Annotated in this window: 18 protein-coding genes; 5 read left to right on the top strand and 13 right to left on the bottom strand. The window is 69.2% G+C overall.

Annotated features, from left to right (window positions below; all coding sequences use genetic code 11):
• The first annotated feature begins 201 nt into the window (after positions 1-201).
• Complete coding sequence (locus tag G361_RS0138580; protein ID WP_019932500.1) at positions 202-678, top strand: DUF1772 domain-containing protein; 477 nt, start codon at positions 202-204, stop codon at positions 676-678.
• Between the two features lie 58 nt (positions 679-736).
• Here the strand turns inward: G361_RS0138580 and mtnK are convergent, their stop codons facing one another.
• The 4 genes from mtnK to G361_RS0138560 form a co-directional block, all read right to left on the bottom strand.
• Positions 737-1,924: an S-methyl-5-thioribose kinase gene (mtnK, locus tag G361_RS0138575; protein WP_019932499.1), complete on the bottom strand. Its 1,188-nt coding sequence runs from the start codon at positions 1,922-1,924 to the stop codon at positions 737-739.
• The gene (locus tag G361_RS0138570; RefSeq protein WP_026344029.1) at positions 1,921-2,952 is read right to left on the bottom strand and encodes an ABC transporter permease; all 1,032 of its coding nucleotides are present in this window, start codon (positions 2,950-2,952) and stop codon (positions 1,921-1,923) included. The genes mtnK and G361_RS0138570 overlap by 4 nt, the downstream gene beginning before the upstream one ends.
• 64 nt (positions 2,953-3,016) lie before the next feature.
• Positions 3,017-4,849, bottom strand: a complete 1,833-nt coding sequence (locus G361_RS50605) for a sugar ABC transporter ATP-binding protein (protein WP_019932497.1) — start codon at positions 4,847-4,849, stop codon at positions 3,017-3,019.
• Between the two features lie 13 nt (positions 4,850-4,862).
• Complete coding sequence (locus tag G361_RS0138560) at positions 4,863-5,954, bottom strand: substrate-binding domain-containing protein (RefSeq protein WP_019932496.1); 1,092 nt, start codon at positions 5,952-5,954, stop codon at positions 4,863-4,865.
• A gap of 241 nt (positions 5,955-6,195) precedes the next feature.
• Between G361_RS0138560 and G361_RS0138555 the strand changes: the two genes are divergently transcribed.
• On the top strand, positions 6,196-6,828 hold the full coding sequence (locus G361_RS0138555; RefSeq protein ID WP_019932495.1) for a sulfite oxidase-like oxidoreductase: 633 nt from the start codon (positions 6,196-6,198) through the stop codon (positions 6,826-6,828).
• A complete protein-coding gene (locus G361_RS0138550) occupies positions 6,815-7,540 on the top strand; it encodes an FAD-binding oxidoreductase (RefSeq protein ID WP_019932494.1) in 726 nt (241 codons plus the stop codon). Before G361_RS0138555 ends, G361_RS0138550 begins: the two co-directional genes overlap by 14 nt.
• A 39-nt stretch (positions 7,541-7,579) precedes the next feature.
• Here G361_RS0138550 and uraH read toward each other — a convergent pair whose 3' ends face one another.
• Complete coding sequence (uraH, locus tag G361_RS0138545) at positions 7,580-8,005, bottom strand: hydroxyisourate hydrolase (protein WP_019932493.1); 426 nt, start codon at positions 8,003-8,005, stop codon at positions 7,580-7,582.
• A complete protein-coding gene (uraD, locus tag G361_RS0138540; RefSeq protein ID WP_019932492.1) occupies positions 8,005-8,517 on the bottom strand; it encodes a 2-oxo-4-hydroxy-4-carboxy-5-ureidoimidazoline decarboxylase in 513 nt (170 codons plus the stop codon). The genes uraH and uraD overlap by 1 nt, the downstream gene beginning before the upstream one ends.
• A 78-nt stretch (positions 8,518-8,595) precedes the next feature.
• On the opposite strand from uraD, the gene G361_RS0138535 reads away from it, so the two are divergent.
• Entirely contained in the window at positions 8,596-9,219 is a 624-nt protein-coding gene (locus G361_RS0138535; RefSeq protein ID WP_019932491.1) for an NTP transferase domain-containing protein, read from the top strand.
• Positions 9,220-9,232: 13 nt separating this feature from the next.
• Entirely contained in the window at positions 9,233-10,216 is a 984-nt protein-coding gene (locus G361_RS46190; RefSeq protein ID WP_019932490.1) for an XdhC family protein, read from the top strand.
• Here the strand turns inward: G361_RS46190 and G361_RS0138525 are convergent, their stop codons facing one another.
• The 7 genes from G361_RS0138525 to G361_RS46180 form a co-directional block, all read right to left on the bottom strand.
• On the bottom strand, positions 10,217-10,591 hold the full coding sequence (locus G361_RS0138525; RefSeq protein ID WP_036496639.1) for a hypothetical protein: 375 nt from the start codon (positions 10,589-10,591) through the stop codon (positions 10,217-10,219). It lies immediately after the preceding gene.
• Positions 10,591-11,772 (bottom strand): PLP-dependent aminotransferase family protein, encoded by a 1,182-nt coding sequence (locus tag G361_RS0138520; RefSeq protein ID WP_019932488.1) that lies wholly within the window; start codon positions 11,770-11,772, stop codon positions 10,591-10,593. Before G361_RS0138520 ends, G361_RS0138525 begins: the two co-directional genes overlap by 1 nt.
• The gene (locus G361_RS46185) at positions 11,769-12,215 is read right to left on the bottom strand and encodes a cupin domain-containing protein (protein ID WP_019932487.1); all 447 of its coding nucleotides are present in this window, start codon (positions 12,213-12,215) and stop codon (positions 11,769-11,771) included. The genes G361_RS0138520 and G361_RS46185 overlap by 4 nt, the downstream gene beginning before the upstream one ends.
• 216 nt (positions 12,216-12,431) lie before the next feature.
• Entirely contained in the window at positions 12,432-13,535 is a 1,104-nt protein-coding gene (locus G361_RS0138510; RefSeq protein WP_052173003.1) for an ABC transporter substrate-binding protein, read from the bottom strand.
• A 112-nt stretch (positions 13,536-13,647) separates the two neighbouring features.
• A complete protein-coding gene (locus tag G361_RS0138505; RefSeq protein ID WP_019932485.1) occupies positions 13,648-14,445 on the bottom strand; it encodes an ABC transporter permease in 798 nt (265 codons plus the stop codon).
• The gene (locus G361_RS0138500) at positions 14,442-15,206 is read right to left on the bottom strand and encodes an ABC transporter permease (RefSeq protein WP_019932484.1); all 765 of its coding nucleotides are present in this window, start codon (positions 15,204-15,206) and stop codon (positions 14,442-14,444) included. Before G361_RS0138500 ends, G361_RS0138505 begins: the two co-directional genes overlap by 4 nt.
• The gene (locus tag G361_RS46180; protein WP_019932483.1) at positions 15,203-16,075 is read right to left on the bottom strand and encodes an ABC transporter ATP-binding protein; all 873 of its coding nucleotides are present in this window, start codon (positions 16,073-16,075) and stop codon (positions 15,203-15,205) included. Before G361_RS46180 ends, G361_RS0138500 begins: the two co-directional genes overlap by 4 nt.
• Positions 16,076-16,094 lie beyond the last annotated feature (19 nt).

Here is a 16,094-nt window from a genome sequence, read left to right as displayed (position 1 = left end):
CGGCCGGTTCGACCGGCCCGGTACCGATTCCCACCTTAGAAGGCGTTAGTTGCGCCGAGGTTGCGGAACACCCCGGCACGTTGCGTCGGCGTTACCTGCCCGGCGCGAAAAGCTAGCAGCGCTAGACATCGCGACGATCCTGGCCTACAGTCGCTATATCAACTAGCGCTGCTAGATATACGAGCATAAAGGGAGACGCACATGCTCACCACCCTCGGCCAGATCGCCGCTTCCGTCGCCGTCCTCGCGAATGCCGTCATCTACGGCACCGATGCCTGCGCGGCGCTGATCATGCGCTCGTCGTACCGGAAACTCGACGATGCCACCCTGACCCGGGTGGCCGGTTGGGGCCACTACTACGGCGACCGCCGGATGCCACCGTTCGGTATCGGCGGCGTCGTCGGCACCGCGGTCACCCTCGTACTGGCGATCGCCGCCGGGCACACCGGTGCGGCGATCGGCGCCGGTATCGCGCTCGTCGCGCTGCTGTCCTGGCTGGCGTTCTACGCTCGCGTGGCCAAGCCGGTCAACACCGTCCAGAAGGAGGCGGCGCGCACCGGCGTCATTCCCGCGAATGCCCGTGCCCTGCAGGACAAGTGGGACAGCATCCTCGGTTTCCGGGTCGGCCTGCAAGCCATCGCCCTGGCCGGTCTCCTCGCCGCCCTGGCCCTGCTCTGAAATCACCGGAAGTCGTGAAACCGCAGTGGAATCCGGGCCGACGACCAGCGGAACATCGTTACGGCCGGGTCGCGGCGATGACGCTCGGGGCCAGGTCGTCGAGCACGATCCGCACCTCGGCCGGGGTGCCGAGTTCGGTACGGCGCAGGACCAATTCCCGGCCGACCAGCAGCGCGTGCCGTGCGGCGGTCGCGTCGGGCAGGGTGTCCAGGTCGGTGAGATGGGCGTAACCGATGATGCGGCGGATCAGTTCCGCACCGGCGAACCCGAGCGAATCGGCCCACACCCGGCGCAGGAACCGGTCCAGGTAGGCGTCGTCGAAGAAGGTGTCGGCGCGCTGCGGCCACAGCCGGCGGAACTCCGTCTCGAAGGCGTCCCAGCTGCGGGCCAACTGCCCGGCATGGTCGCCGACGGCGCCGAGGTACCGGGCACGGAATTCCGCCGCCACCAGATTTCCCCAGTACAACCCGAGATCGAAGCCGATCGGGCCGACGTAGGAGAACTCCGGATCGAACACCCGGACCACCTCCGCACCGGCCCGGCTGCCGACCATGATGCTGCCGGTGTGCAGATCGCCGTGCAGCAGCGCCTGCGCACCGGACATGAACAGGTGACGCAGGTCGGCGATCTCGGTGCGCAGCGCCGGATCGGCGCGGTAGGCCGCGGCCAGATCGGCGAGGTCGGGATGCCGATGGTTGTGCTCGTGCTCGAGATAGGGCTCGGACAGCACCACATCCTCGGTGATCTTGCAGAGTTCGGGATTCACCGATTCCGCCAGCAGCGCTTTGCGTTCCGCCGACGACATGCCGAAATCGCTGGTGGCGAAGGACAATCGGGCCACGAACAGGCCGATCGCATCGGACGCGCCGCCGTAGCCGCCGCCCGCGTTGAGCACGGTACGCAGCACCCGCAGATCCGACATGTCCTCCATGACCAGGACGTAGTCGCCGGGATCGTAGCCGTGGACCACCGGGATCGTCTCCGGCGCCACCGCCGCCACCGCGCGGTAGGCGCGCGCCTCGGCGTCGGCGCGCGCCGGGCTCAACGGCCACGAGGGTCCGGCCACCCGCACCCAGGGCAGCGCCTGTTTCACCGCGAGACTCCAACCGGCGCCGGTGGCGATGAACACCCGATTCAGATTGCCGTCGGACACCTCGTGCACCGCGACCGCGCCGGATCCGTCCCAGTGTCCGCGCTCCCGCAGATAGCCGGGGATGTCGGCGGTTTCGAGAATGCGGTGGCTCATGAGCGTCTTCCTCGCGACAGGGTGAAACTGAACACCAGCGCGATGATCAGCACCGCGCCCTCGACGACATCCTGGGTGTAGTAGGGCAATCCGGCGATGGTGAGCCCCGAGGAGATGATGCCGATCAGCACCGCGCCGAGCGCCGTACCCCACGCGTTCGGCTTGCCGCGACCGAGCACCGAGGTGCCGACCAGCGCGACCGCCACCGCCTCCAGCAGCTGTGAGGTACCGGCGGACACGTCACCCTGCCCGATCCGGGCGGCCAGGATCAGCCCGCCGATCGAGGCCAGCACCCCGGACAGCACATACGCCAGCGACCGATACAGGCCGACCCGAATTCCGGCCAGCCGCGCCGCCTTCGGATTCGCGCCGATCGCGTACAGCACCCGCCCCCATCGCGTCCGGGCCAGGAACACCCAGGCCGCGACGGTCAGCACCAGGAAGATCAGCACCGACACCGGAATTCCGGCGACGCTGCCCCGATCGATCTTCAGGAAGCCGGCGGTGAACCGACCCGGCGCGGTGCGGCCGCCGGGCAGCGTCATGCCCGGCGAGATCGACTGCCCGTCCACCACAATGAGTTTCAGGCCCTGGATGACGAACATGGTGCCGAGCGTGGCCAGCATGTCCGGCACCTTCAGCGCCACGATCAGCAGCGCATTGCCCAGTCCGGCAAGCGCACCCGCGGCCAGCACGACCAGAATCGCGATCGCGCCGACCTGGTTGTAGACCACCATCATCTTCGCCGCGACCGAGACCGCGAGCCCGGCGACCGCGCCGACCGACATGTCCATACCGCCCACGGCCAGCGTCACGGTCACGCCGAGTCCGAGCAGCGCGGCGACCGAGACGTAGCGCAGGATGTCCAGCAGTGTCGCCGAATTCCGGAAGGCCGGTTCGCTGGCGCTGAAATAGGCGAACAGCGCCAGCGTCACCACGATGAAGCCGTACTTGATCACCAGGTCGCGCATCCGTCCCGGCGCCGGCGCGGCGGTGGTGGCGGGTACGGGGAGTTCGGTGGCGGTCATCGCGGAACTTTCGGGTGGATGGCGGATGGTGGCACGGATTCGGCTGCGCGGCAGCATGTCTCACTCACACGGCGGACCCCGCGAGTGCGGCGATCACCTGTTCGCCGGCGATGTCGTAACCGTCGGAACGGATCTCGCCGTCGGCCAGCACGATCACCCGATCGGCCACCTCCAGCACCTCGTCCACATCGGCGGACAGCAACAGCACCGCCGCACCGCCGGCGGCCAATTGCCGGGCCTGCCGTCCGATGTCGCGCCGCGCGCCGATGTCGACCCCGCGGAACGGTTCGTCCAGGATCAGCACCCGCGGCGGATGCGCCAGCCAGCGGCCGACCACCACCTTCTGCTGATTACCCCCGGACAACTCCTCGATGAGACTCGCCTCCCCAGGCGCCACGATGCCGAGCCGCGCGATGGTCCGGCTGCCGAGCTCCCGCTCCCGTCCCCGCCGGATCAGCCCGAACACATCGGACAACGCCCGCAGGAACGGCAGCGAAAGATTCTCCGCGATCGACCAATCCGGGATCAGCGCATCGACATGCCGATCCTCCGGCACCAGATGGACACCACGCGCGATGGCGTCGGCGGGATGCCTTGGCCGATAACGCTTTCCGGCCAACTCCAGCGTCCCCGCACCGAACGGGTCCGCCCCGAACAGCCCGCGCGCCAACTCGGTTTTCCCCGCCCCCAGCAACCCGACGACACCGGTCACCTCGCCCCCGCGAAGGTCGAGATCCTGTGGTGCTCGCCCCGGCAACAACGGCACCCCACGCAACGACACCACCACCGGCCCGCCACCCGGCCCCGCCGATTCCGGCCGCACCACCTCGGCGAGCCGCGAAACCACCTGTGCGGCTTCGGCTTCCGTCTCCGCCGCGGTCGGCTCCGCGTATACTCGCGCCGAATCCTGCCGATCCGCGGATCCGGCACCGGCGGTCGACGCGGCAGCCGACTGCCCCGAATCCGACTGTCCCGCAGCCTCTTTCGCAGCATCCGCAGCGGTTCGCGCCCGACCCGCGGACCTGGTCGCAGCGGTCCGCGCCGAGGCCGACTCCGCGCGAGAGTCGGCCGACCCGGCCGCCGCCACCGCAGGTGCTCCGGCCGAATTCGCGGCCGCCGACTCGCCCCCGTGTTCCGGATCGACCGCGCGAGTCGCCAGCATCGCGCGCAGTGCGCTGTCCCAGTCGAACGGCCGGGGCTGCTCGGCGACCAGACGGCCGTCGCGCAGCACCACCAGCCGGTCGGCCAGTGCGTCGAGTTCACCGAGCCGGTGCGAAACATACAGCACCGCAATGCCTTCGGCGCGCATCCGGTCGACGATCGCGAACAGTCGCCGCGCCTCGGCCGCCGACAACGCGGCCGTGGGCTCGTCCAGGATCAGCAGCCGGGGCCGGGTCGACAACGCGCGGGCCAGCAGCAGCAATTGCTGGTCGGAGATGCCGAGCTCGGCGACGTCGCGGCGCAGTGTGCGCTCGTCCCAGCCCAGATCGAGGACGGCCGAGATCGCACGGGCGCGGCGCAGCACACGGCGGGTGTCCAGCCAGGGGTTGCCGCGTCCGGCGGCGATCTGCTCGAACACCAGGTTCTCGGCGACCGACAGGCCGGGCACCACACCGTCGGCGATGTGCTGGTGCACGGTCTGCACACCCAGCTTCCGGGCCGCCGCGGGACTGCGCAGTTCGACCGGCGCGCCGTCGATCGCCACCTGCCCGGTGTGTTCCGGATACACCCCGGACAGCACCTTGATCAGGGTGGATTTCCCGGCGCCGTTGGCGCCGAGCAGCGCGGTCACGGCGCCGCCGGCCACGTCCAGGGACACGTCCGCCAGCACCGCCTTCCCGCCGAAGGCCATGCCCACGCCGCGCAGCGCGACGGCGGGCCGGTCGGTGCCGGTCATCGGAGCCCGCGCATCAGTAGGAGACGACCGGGATCCAGTTCGCCGCGCTCACCTGGGCCAGGTTGAGCTCCGGCAGCGCCTTGCGCAGCTGGTCCATGTTCGCGATCTTCTCGGACACCAACAGTTCCCGGGTGATCGCCACCGCGGGGAATTCGACGGTCGGCTTGTTCAGCTGCCCCGCCAGTTGCAGTGCGGCGGTCCGCACCACGGCCGCGCCGACCGCGGACGGGTCGGTGCCGGCGGTCGCGACCCACGGGCTGTTGTCGGCGGTGATGATCTGGATGTCGGCGTTGGACACGTCAGCGCCGACCACCTTCACCGAACTCTCCACATGCTTGTTCTGGACGGCCAGCGTCGCACCCTTGGCCAGCTCGTCGTAGGGGGCGAAGATGCCCTTCACCTCGGGATGCTGGGTGAGCGCGGCGTTGACCAGCGGCACGTTGTCGGTGGCGGTGGAATCGGTCACCTTGCCGACCTTGAACGCCTCGGTCCAGCCCTCGCCGCCCTTGGTCTGCTGCCAGACGGTGTCGCGGCGGTCCAGCGGCGCGAATCCGGCCACATTCACGTAGCCGATCGGCGCGTTCTTCCCGACCGCGGACTCCAGCGCGCTCAGCGCGGCCTTCGCGATATCCGCGTCGCTCTGCCGGGTGGTGATCACCTTCGGGTTGGTGGTGTCGACGTCGTAACTCACCACCGTGATGCCCTTGGCCACGGCCTGATCGATCAGCGGCTCGATGGTGGCCGGGAAGCCGTGGTCGACGATGATCGCGCTCGCCCCGGAGTTGACGGCCTGCGAGAAGTCGGTGGCCTGCTTGGCGTTGTCGGACTGCGCGTCGTAGACCGCCAGGTCGATGCCGAGGGCCTTGGCCTGCGCCTTCGCGCCGTTACCCCACTGCTCGAAGTAGTCGCCGGCCCCGCTCTGGCGGACCAGCGCGACCTTCACCGCGCCCTTGTCGAACGGGGCCGGCCTCGGCCCGGTCGCCTGACCGACGGAGGGGGTGGCACTCCCGGAGTTACCGGTGGCGTTGTCGCTCTGCGAACAGCCGGTGGCCAGCAGGGCGCAGGACAGCACGGTGGCGGCGGCGACCGCGGTGAAACGGGGCATGGTGGGGCTCCAGCAGAGAGAGGAATCTGCGGTACGACGGGACCGCAGGGCCGGGACGGACGAGAGGCCGCCGCGGGAGGGGGTTCGCGAGGTCGATCAGGGCCGGCGACAGCTGGCCGTGGTCGTCCGCAGCAAATCCACGTACAGCCGGCGCGTCAACAAAAGCGCAGACATAATTGTGATCTTGCCTGTCCAACTGGACGGACGTCAAAGTTATCGGCCGTACGTCCCAAGATATGGGATGATCCGACGTGTAGGCTGGCTCGCCGTGATCGTCACCCGAGGGTTCCGCAGCCGCGGCGCCGACCGCGACCCGCGACTGCCGCCCGGGCAGTACGACGCCGGGCAGGCGTGGCCGGTGCTGTCGGCGGAGGTGACGCCGGAACTGACCGCCACCGACTGGACCCTCCGCATCGACGGCCTGGTCACCACCCCACGTACCTGGACCTGGGACGAGGCGCACGCCCTGCCCCGCTCGGAGTACCGCGGCGATATCCATTGCGTCACCGGCTGGTCCCGATTCGGCACCTGGTTCGCGGGCGTCGACCTCGACGAATTCCTCACCACCGCAAGCCCTTTGCCCGAAGCCACACACGTACTGGCCCGTTCCCACACCGGCTACACCACCAATCTCCCGCTGGCGGAACTACGTTCCGGCCGGGCCTGGATCGCCTGGGAGGCGGACGGACTCCCGCTGACACCCGAGCACGGCGGCCCGGCGCGACTGCTCGTACCCGGCCGTTACTTCTGGAAGAGCGCCAAGTGGATCACCGGCCTGCGGCTGCTCGATCACGACGAGCCCGGATTCTGGGAGCATAACGGCTATCACAACGAGGGCGATCCGTGGCACGAGGAACGCTATGCCGGTGAGTGAGACCTTCGCCGTCCCACCACGATTGGTCCCCAGCAACCGCGCGGCGGCCGTCTTCCGCCCCGCCACCCTGGCCGGCATCCGCCGCGAGACCGCGACGATGTCCACCTTCCGCTTCGCGGTACCGGACTGGTCCGGGCACCTGCCCGGCCAGCACGTGATGGTGCGCCTCACCGCCGCCGACGGCTACACCGCGCAGCGCCACTATTCGCTGGCCTCCACCCCCGGCGATACCGGCCACATCGAACTCACCGTCGACCGGGTACCCGGCGGCGAGGTGTCCGGCCACCTGCACACCGTCGCGAAACCCGGTGACACCGTGGAGATCAAGGGTCCGCTCGGCGGCTTCTTCGCCTGGCCCGGCGACCGTCCGGCCCTGTTGCTCGGCGGCGGCTCCGGCGTCGTCCCGTTGATGTCGATGCTGCGGCACCGCCGCGAGACCGGCTCGAAAGTCCCACTGCGCCTGATCATTTCGGTGCGAACCCGGGAAAGCCTGCCCTACGCGGGCGAATTCGGCCCGGAGACGACCGTGGTGACCACCCGCACCGCGGGCCGGCTGCACGCGGGTCATCTGGCATCCGCTCTGGCCGAACGGCCCGAGGGTGGCTGGGAGGCCTACGTCTGCGGCAGCAACGGTTTCGCCGAACACGCCTCCCGCCTCCTCGTCGCGGCCGGGCAGCCACGCGACCGCGTGCGCATCGAGCGCTTCGGCTGACCGGATCCCGGACCCGACGACCGGACCCGCGGTCGGGTGTCAGCTGCCGCGATAGGTCGAATATGCGAAGGGCGACAACAACAACGGGACGTGGTGATGCTGCTCGTCGCCGATGGTGAAGGCGACGGTGACCTCGGGGTAGAAGGCCGGGATGCCCTGGGCGGCAAACCAATCGCCGGTCTCGAAGCGCAGTCGGTGCAGCCCGGGGGCGAGATCGCCACCCAGCGCCGGAATGCGCCCGTCGGCATCGGTCACCGCCGAGGCCAGCATCACCACATCGCCCGAGGGCGCCACCGCCGAACCCTCCGGCGACACCGTGGTCGCATCGCCGGGCAGCAGTGCCGCGCCGCTCGGCGCCGGGGCACTGCCCGGCGCACCGGAATCCGGGCCGAACAACGTCACGGTGACGCCGACCGCGGGACCACCCCGCACCGCGTCCAGAACATGAGTGCTCAGCGTGCTCATCACGACTCCCCGGGGTCCGCGCCGAACAGCCGGCGCAAGCGGATGCGGTTGATCTGGGCCAGTTCCCCCCGCACGATACGGCGTTCGGTGGCCGGGTCGTTGCGCAACCGAGTCAACAGGTTCTCCAGCAGCTCACTGGCCGTCCGGCCGGTCGCGCGGACCAGATACACGTGCCCGAAGGTGGCCTCGTACTCCCGATTCCAGGCCGCGAGCGTGGCCCGCACATCGTCGCCGGTTCCGGCGATACCCGCCTGTTCCCGTTGCGCGGACGGATCGCTCGGGCGGGCGCCGATCCGCGGATGTCCGGCCAGCGCGCGGTCCAACTCGTTCTCGGAGAGCTGCGCCAGCGCCGTATCGGCCGCGCCGAGCATCGCCTCGACGGTGGCGTAGGGGCGGCGCGCGGCCACCGCGCGGGCCCAGGCCGGAGATGAGCAACATTTCAGCAGTAGTTCGATCGCCGCGGGTTCGGGCAGTGCGCCGAACTCCTCGAGAGCGATCACATCGGTGGTCACTCGACCCAGCTTCGACCATCCCCGGCAGTAGTGCCACTCGGACAGCGAAGATCACCGATCTGGGCTACCCTCGCCGCCATGACCCTCGGACGCTGCGACGGCATCGTACTCGCCGCCGGTGCGGGCACTCGGTACGGGCGGCCCAAAGTACTGGCGGCCGACGGGAACTGGCTGCGCTCGGCGGTTGCCGCACTGCGCGGCGGCGGGTGCGCGGAGGTGGTCGTGGTGCTGGGTGCCAGCGGCCCGGCCCGCCCCTCGGCGAGCGGTGGATGGCAGATAAGCGAACAACCCGCAATCGAACTTCCGGCGGAAGCGCGGCCGGTCTGGGCGGCGGACTGGGCGACCGGGATGTCCGCCTCGCTGCGGTCCGGGCTCGGCGCCCTGGCCGAATCCGGCCCCGCGGCCGCCGACTACGCGGCGATCATGCCCGTCGACACTCCGGACGTCGGTCCGGCGGTGGTCGCGCGGGTACTCGCCGCCGCCCGCGCCGCGTCCAGTGGGCTCGCCCGCGCGGTCTTCGGTGAAGCACCCGGACATCCGGTGGTCATAGGACATGAACATTGGACAAACGTGATCGATTCCGCACGAGGAGATTCGGGCGCAAGGGCGTATCTGGACAAAAGACCGGATATGGTGGCCGTCACGTGCGACGATTTGGCGACGGGACGTGACCACGACTACCCGCACAATCGTGCACAGTGATCGGGAGCCTGTGATGCGCGACATTCTCGAAGATATGATGCGAGTGTGGCAGAGCGGCCGTGTAGGTGGCCTGGCGACGCTCGTCCGCACCTTCGGCTCGTCACCCCTGCCGGTCGGTTCGGCCATGCTGGTGGATCCCGACGGCGGGGTGCACGGCACGGTGTCCGACGGCTGTTACGAGGCGGCGGTGCTGGAGACGGCCCGGATCGCGGCGGCCACCGGGCGGCGTGAGCTGCGGCGCTTCGATCCGACCTCCGGTCTGGAGGTGGGCACCGACTGCGGCACCATCGACGTGTTCGTGGAACCGTTCTCCCGTGGCCATTTCCCGGAGTTCCCGACCGTCGCGCAGGAGATCGCCGCGCACAAACCGGTCACGGTGTTCACCGTGGTGTGGCATACCGATCCCGAGGTGATCGGCCAGCACCTGGTCACCGAGCGCAAGCACAACACCGAGCTGGTGTCGCTGCCGGAGTCGGACATCTTCGTCCGCTCGTACACCGCGCCGCCGCGGATGATCATCTTCGGCGCCAACCCGTTCGCGTCCGCGCTCACCGTGCAGGCCCGACTACTCGGCTACCGGGTCACCGTGTGCGACGCCCGCGAGGCGTTCGCGTCGCCGCAGTCCTTCCCGGGGGCGGAGGTCGTGGTCGAATGGCCGCACCGCTATCTGAACGCGGAGGCCGCCGCCGGTCGCATCGACGGTTCCACCGCCCTGGTGCTGGTCTCCCAGGACCCCAAATTCGAGGTTCCCCTGCTCACGGTCGCGCTGCGGCTGCACGACTTCGGTTATCTGGGCGCCCTCGGCTCCCGCAACGCCCATCTGCGGCGGATCGAGGCGCTGCGGGCCGGCGGATTCGACGATATGACCCTGGGCCGGCTGTGCGCGCCGGCCGGACTCGACATCGGCGCGCACACCCCGATGGAGACCGCGATCGCCGTGGCCGCCGAGATGCTCGCGATCCGTTCCCGCGCGACGGCCACCATGGCCGCCGCCTGATCAGATCAGCCGCCTGCCGTACAACGAGGTACGCGCCGGCTCGGTGACCGGCCCGTCCGGCAGCTGCGTGAAGGTCGCCGCGGCGTCGCCGCGGAACTCACCGGCCGCCACCACCATCCGGAATTCGACCACGCCCCGCCGGACGATCGACGGCTCCGCCCGATCCACGGTGTATTCGACGAACTTCCCGGCGACCTCGCCGCCGTCGGCCCGCCAGATCCCCATCCCGCCGCTGTCGCTGGTCTGCCGATTGCCGATATCCGGATTCGACTGTGCCATGGTGCCGTCGGCGTGGAAGGTCATGACGTGGTGCGGGAACGGCGCGTCCGGCGCGGTGACCTCCCATACGCCGACGATCGGATGCGCCTGCGGCATCACGGCCGGCACACCCGCGCCAGCGCCGCGACGCCCCGGTCGATATCCCCGATCGGTACCGCGGAGAAGCTCAGGCGCAGGGTGTTGCCACGGTCCGCGCCGCCGTCGGCGTAGAAATGGCTGCCCGGCAGGTACGCGACCCCGTGGTCGAGCGCGGCCGGCAGCACCGCGCCGGCGTCGAAATCCGGTGGGCCCTCGACCCAGACGAACAGCCCGCCGTCGGGAACGGTCCAGCGGAAGTCCGGCCCGAGGTGTTCGCCGAGCGCGCCGGCGAGCCGGTCGAGTTTGGCCGCGTAGTGCTCGACCAGCCGTTGCCGGTGCGCCGCGCGCTCGGGCCCGCCGAGGAATTCGGCGGCGAGCGCCTGGGTGAGCGAGGAGGTCTGCATATCGATGCCCTGTTTGAGCACCAGCACATCGCGCAGCAGCGGCTGCGGCATCGTGGTGATCCCGATCCGCAGCGCCGGCGCGACACATTTCGACAGCGAGGTGAGGTAGGCGCAGAACTCCGGCACGAACGAGGTCAGCGCGGGCACCTCGGCCCCGCGGTAGCGCAACTCCACATAGACGTCGTCCTCGATCGCCAGCATCCGGTGCCGCCGGATCACCTCGGCCGTCCGTGCCCGGCGTTCGGCGGACATCGTGCGGCCGGTCGGGTTGTGGAAGGTCGGCATCAGGTAGACGAAGGCGGGCAGATGCCGCCGGATCGCATCGTCGAGCGCCTCGGGCAGCACCCCGGACTCGTCGCATTCGACCCCGATCACGGTCGCGCCGTGACTGCGGAACAGGGTGACCGCCGGGCCGTGCGTCGGTGTCTCGACCAGCACCACATCACCCCGGTCGAGGGTCGCCAGGCAGATGTTGTGCAGTGCGCCGGAGGCGCCGGTGGCGATGTGGATGTCGCCGGTCGCGCAGTCGATTCCCCGCTCGGACAACAGCTTTCGGGACAATTCCTGCAACGCGGGCAGGCCGCCGGTGAGCCCGTACTGCAATGCGGCCCGGCCGTGGCGGTCGAGTGCCGCCGCGGCGAGCCCGGCGATCGACTCGACCGGCAGCAGCGCCGGATCCGGCGCACCCGCCGCGAACGAGACCAGCTCCGGCCGGCGCGCGGCGGCGGCGAACAGCTCATCGATCGGCCCGCTGCGGGTGATCACGGCGGCGTGGCTGCGCTTGCGTTCGATCATGTCGCGACCGGGAGTTCGGCGCGCAACCGCGTGGCGACCGCGGCGGCGGCCTCGTCGTATTCCGGGGTCAGCACCACGTCGTCGTTGAACCGCGGGTCGGTGCGCATCTCGACGGCGACGAGATCGTCCGAGACACCGAGATTCACGGCGACGTGCACGATTCCCTCGGGAATGTAGATGAATTCGCCGGGACCGTGGAAGTACGGTTCCAGTTCGGGCCCGATCAGCGTCACGGCGTTGCCGCGCAGGCAGAACACCACGATCTCACTGTGCGCGTGGTAGTGCGCGCGCGACATCGCGCCCGGCGGCATGTACACCGTACCGGCCGAAATCCCTTCGGTGCCACAGACTTCCGCGGTGATACACGGCGTGAGCCGTTGTCGCTGCGGTCCGAGGACTTCGGCGGTGTCGACAGATCGCACCACTCGGACGGACTTGAGCATCCGACTCATCTCGCATCACTCGCAATCGCTCCGGCTCGATGACCTGTCAACAAATATCGGACCCCGTGATCACAGGCTGTTCCCAGGTTCGGGAACCGCCGAGCCACGCGACGCCGGTGCAGGTCCAGCTGATGCATGAAGGTGAAATGTGATGCGAATCACATAAAGAACAGGTTTCGTCGCACCCCGGGCCGGACCGGGGTGCGACGGGGTGGCTCAGCTCTTGAGCTCCGGATGTTCGGCGTAGACCTCCTTCAGCACCGACAGGTCGAACAACTGATCGGCCTTGATGCTGATCTTCGCCTTGCCGAGGGCCTCGATGTTCTGGCCGACCAGCTGATCGGAGATGGTGAACAGCCCGTTGGTCTTGGTGTCGGCGGAGACGACCAGATCGTTCTGCGCCTTCGCCTCCAGGGTCTGTTCGCCGGCCTCCAGGTGCTGATCCTTGCCGTAGACCTCCACGGCCAGCCGGGCCGACTCCGCCGGATTCGCGACCGCGTCCTTCCAGCCCTTGATCTCCGCGACCAGGAACGCCTTCAGCTTGTCCCGCTCCTTGTCGATGGTCTCCTGCCGCACGGTCAGCGTCTCCGCGACCAGCGGCAGCCCGAAATCGGCGAACAGGAAGTTGGCGTTCTGGAAGCCCTTGGCCGCCAGCGTGATCGGCTCGTTGGTCACATAGCTGACCCAGCCGTCGACCTCGCCGCTGGCCAGCGGTGTCGGATCGTATTGCGCCGGAACGATGGTGACGTCGCTGGGCGTGAGGCCGTTGGCCGCCAGCAGCGCGCCGAACACGAGCTGATTGCCGTCCTGCACACCGATCTTGCGGCCCTTCATGTCCTGCGGGGTCTTGATCGGCTTGGCCGCCGAGCTGACGATGCAGAACGGATTCTTCTGATAGGTGGTGCCCACGATCTTCGCGGGCAGGCCCTCCAGCACCGCGGGGGCGGTCAGCATCGGGGCCGACATGCCCAGCCAGACCTTCTTGGTGTCCAGGCCGGCCTCCACCGTGGTGCCCGCCGCGCCACCGGCGATCAGGTCGACCTTCCCGAAACCGGCATCCTTGTAGTAACCCTTGCTGTCGGCGAAGAACTCACCGGCGAATTCGATGTTCTTCAACCAGGACAACTGGATCGCCACGGTCCCGAACTTCGAACCGTCGGCGGAGGTGCCGCCGCCACCGCTGGACGAGGACGAATTCCCGCATGCGGCAAGCACTCCGGCGCCACCCGCGGCAGCTCCGGCGAGGACCGAGAAACGAAGGAAGGACCGACGGTCCACGGCGAACTTCTGGGCCGGCAAGGGGCCTGTCACGCGAGTCATGTCGGAAATGTAAGGTGTTTCGATTTCGGATACTTTGCTTTCCGTGCGACAGTTGTGTATCCCAGGTAAATGCATTGTTCCCGCGATGTAAAATTGTGTGCTGCAAGTAAACTCAGGACCGGCCCGCGTCCGGTCCGAACCGGGCCAGTACCAGATTCTCCAGCACGCCGACGATCGCGTACAGCAGCACCGACACCAGCGTGACCAGCACGATCGAGGCCCACAGCTTGTTGTACTGGAAGCTCGCCACGGCCCGGATCAGGCTGGAGCCCAGACCCTTACCGCTACCGAGCCACTCGCCGAGCAGTGCGCCGATCAGCGCGCCCGGCACCGAGATCCGGGCCGCCGCGAACACCGTCGGCAGCGCGGCCGGCACCGCCACCATGCGCAGCGCGGTCCAGCGCGAGCCACCGTAGACCGCGATCAGTTCCATGGCCTGCTGTGGCGCGCCGCGCAATCCGGTCATGATCAGCACCAGCGCCGGGAACAACACCACGATGGCCGCCATGGTGGTCACCCCGCCCGGACCGCGTCCGCAGACCAGCACGATGATCGGCGTCAGCGCCACCAGCGGCACGGACCGCAGCAACAGGGCCACCGGCATGAACGACCGCTCGGCGGCCGGCACGGTGACGAACAGCGCCGCCAGCGCCAGCGCGACGAGCATGCCCACGCCGAAGCCGAGCGCGGCGTCCTGCAGGGTGATGCGCAGATCGGCCAGGATGGCCTGCCGCGCGGTCCCCGCGGTCGGCCCGGTGACCAGGTAGCGCCACACATCCGCGGGCGTCTTGCCCACCCGCGGCCCGACCTGCGGGAACGCCTTCAGGAAGACGGTCCAGATCACCCCCATCAGGATCACCGAGATCACCAGGGGGAAAAGGAATTTCGCGATTCTGCGCAGCACGTTCACGCCCGTGCCTCCGTTCCGGTCCACGGCCGCAGCGCTCGGGCCAGCAGGCTCACCAGCAGATAGCCCACGCCCGCCAGCGCGGCCGCGGCCAGTGCCATCCCCCAGGTGCGGGGCACGTTGTAGGAGTTCTGCGCGGCCGTGAGCGCCACCCCGATCCCGGTGTCGACGCCACCCAGATATTCACCCAGGATCGCACCCAGCACCGCCGACGGCGCCGCGATCTTCAAGGCCGCCAACGTATTCGGCAACGCCGCGATCAACTGCACCCGCCACAGGCGTTGCCAGCGGCCGCCGCCGTAGGCGCGGATCAGATCCAGGCTGGTGCGATCGGCCGAGCGCAGCCCGGCCACCGTGCCCACCATGGTGGTGAAGAAGCAGTACATCCCCGCCAGGAACACCGTCGGCGTGCGGCCGCCGAACACCACCAGGATGATCGGGCCCAGCGCGAGCAGCGGCGTGCAATAACTCAGGATCGCCAGCTGGGTGGCCAAGGATTCGATCGGCGGCACCAGCAGCACCAGGATCGCCAGGCCGATGGCCAGCACGTTGCCCCAGACGAATCCCTTCAACGCCCCGAGCGCGGTGATCCGGAAGTTCGGCCCGTACAGCCCCCAGCCGTCGGTGTACATGGTGTGCAGCACCGTCCACGGTCCGGGGATGGTGCCGCCGGCGACCCGCAACTCCGCCAGCACCCACCAGAGCACGATCAGCGCCACGACGCCGATCGCGCCGCTGAGACCCCGGCCGGCCCGCCCGTTCACTGCGCACCACCCGTCGGCTCCGCCGCGCCGGCGCTCTCCGGCGCCGCCACGGTCTCGAGCGCCTCGGCCGCGGCCTCGATACCGCCGTCGCCGTTGCGACCGAACAGCAACTCCGACAGGTAGTCGTGCAACTTGTGGAATTCCGGGGTGCGCATCATCTCCGGGGTGCGCGGCCGCGGCAGATCGATCTCCACCATCTGCACCACCCGCCCCGGCCGCGGGCTCATCACCGCGACCACGTCGGACAGGAACACCGCCTCGGCGATGCCGTGCGTCACCATCAGCGTGGTCGCGGGCTTCTCGGTCCAGATGCGCAGCAGTTCCAGATTCAGCCGTTGCCGGGTCATATCGTCCAGGGCGCCGAACGGTTCGTCCAGCAGCAGCACCGTCGGCTTCACCACCAGGGCCCGCGCGATCGAAACCCGTTGCCGCATACCGCCGGACAGCTGCGCCGGCTTCGCCTTCTCGAAGCCCTGCAGGCCGACGAGTTCGATCAGCTCCGTGATCGCGCCGGACTCCACCGGCAGCCCGGCCACCTGCAACGGCAGCTTGATATTGGATTCCACGGTGCGCCAGGACAACAGCGCCGAATCCTGGAAGGCGATCCCGAATTCGTGCCGGCGGCGCAGTTCGGCGGGGGTGGCGCCGTCGATGCGCGCGGTCCCGGCCGTCGGCGTCTCCAGACCGGCCAGGATGCGCAGCACCGTCGATTTCCCGCAGCCCGAGGGTCCGAGCAACGACAGGAAGGTGCCCTGATCGGTGTGCAGATCGACCGAGTCCAGTGCCGGCACCGCGCGCCGTCCCACCCGGAAGGTCTTGCTCAATCCGCTGATGTGAATGCCGGTGGCGGCGGCGGTTTCCGAACTCATCCCGTCACAGTAGGAGCAC

This window comes from Nocardia sp. BMG111209, assembly GCF_000381925.1.
In the GTDB taxonomy this organism is placed as follows: Bacteria; Actinomycetota; Actinomycetes; order Mycobacteriales; family Mycobacteriaceae; genus Nocardia.
Note: the sequence above shows the minus strand (reverse complement) of the source record. Positions and strands in the feature narration are given on the sequence as shown.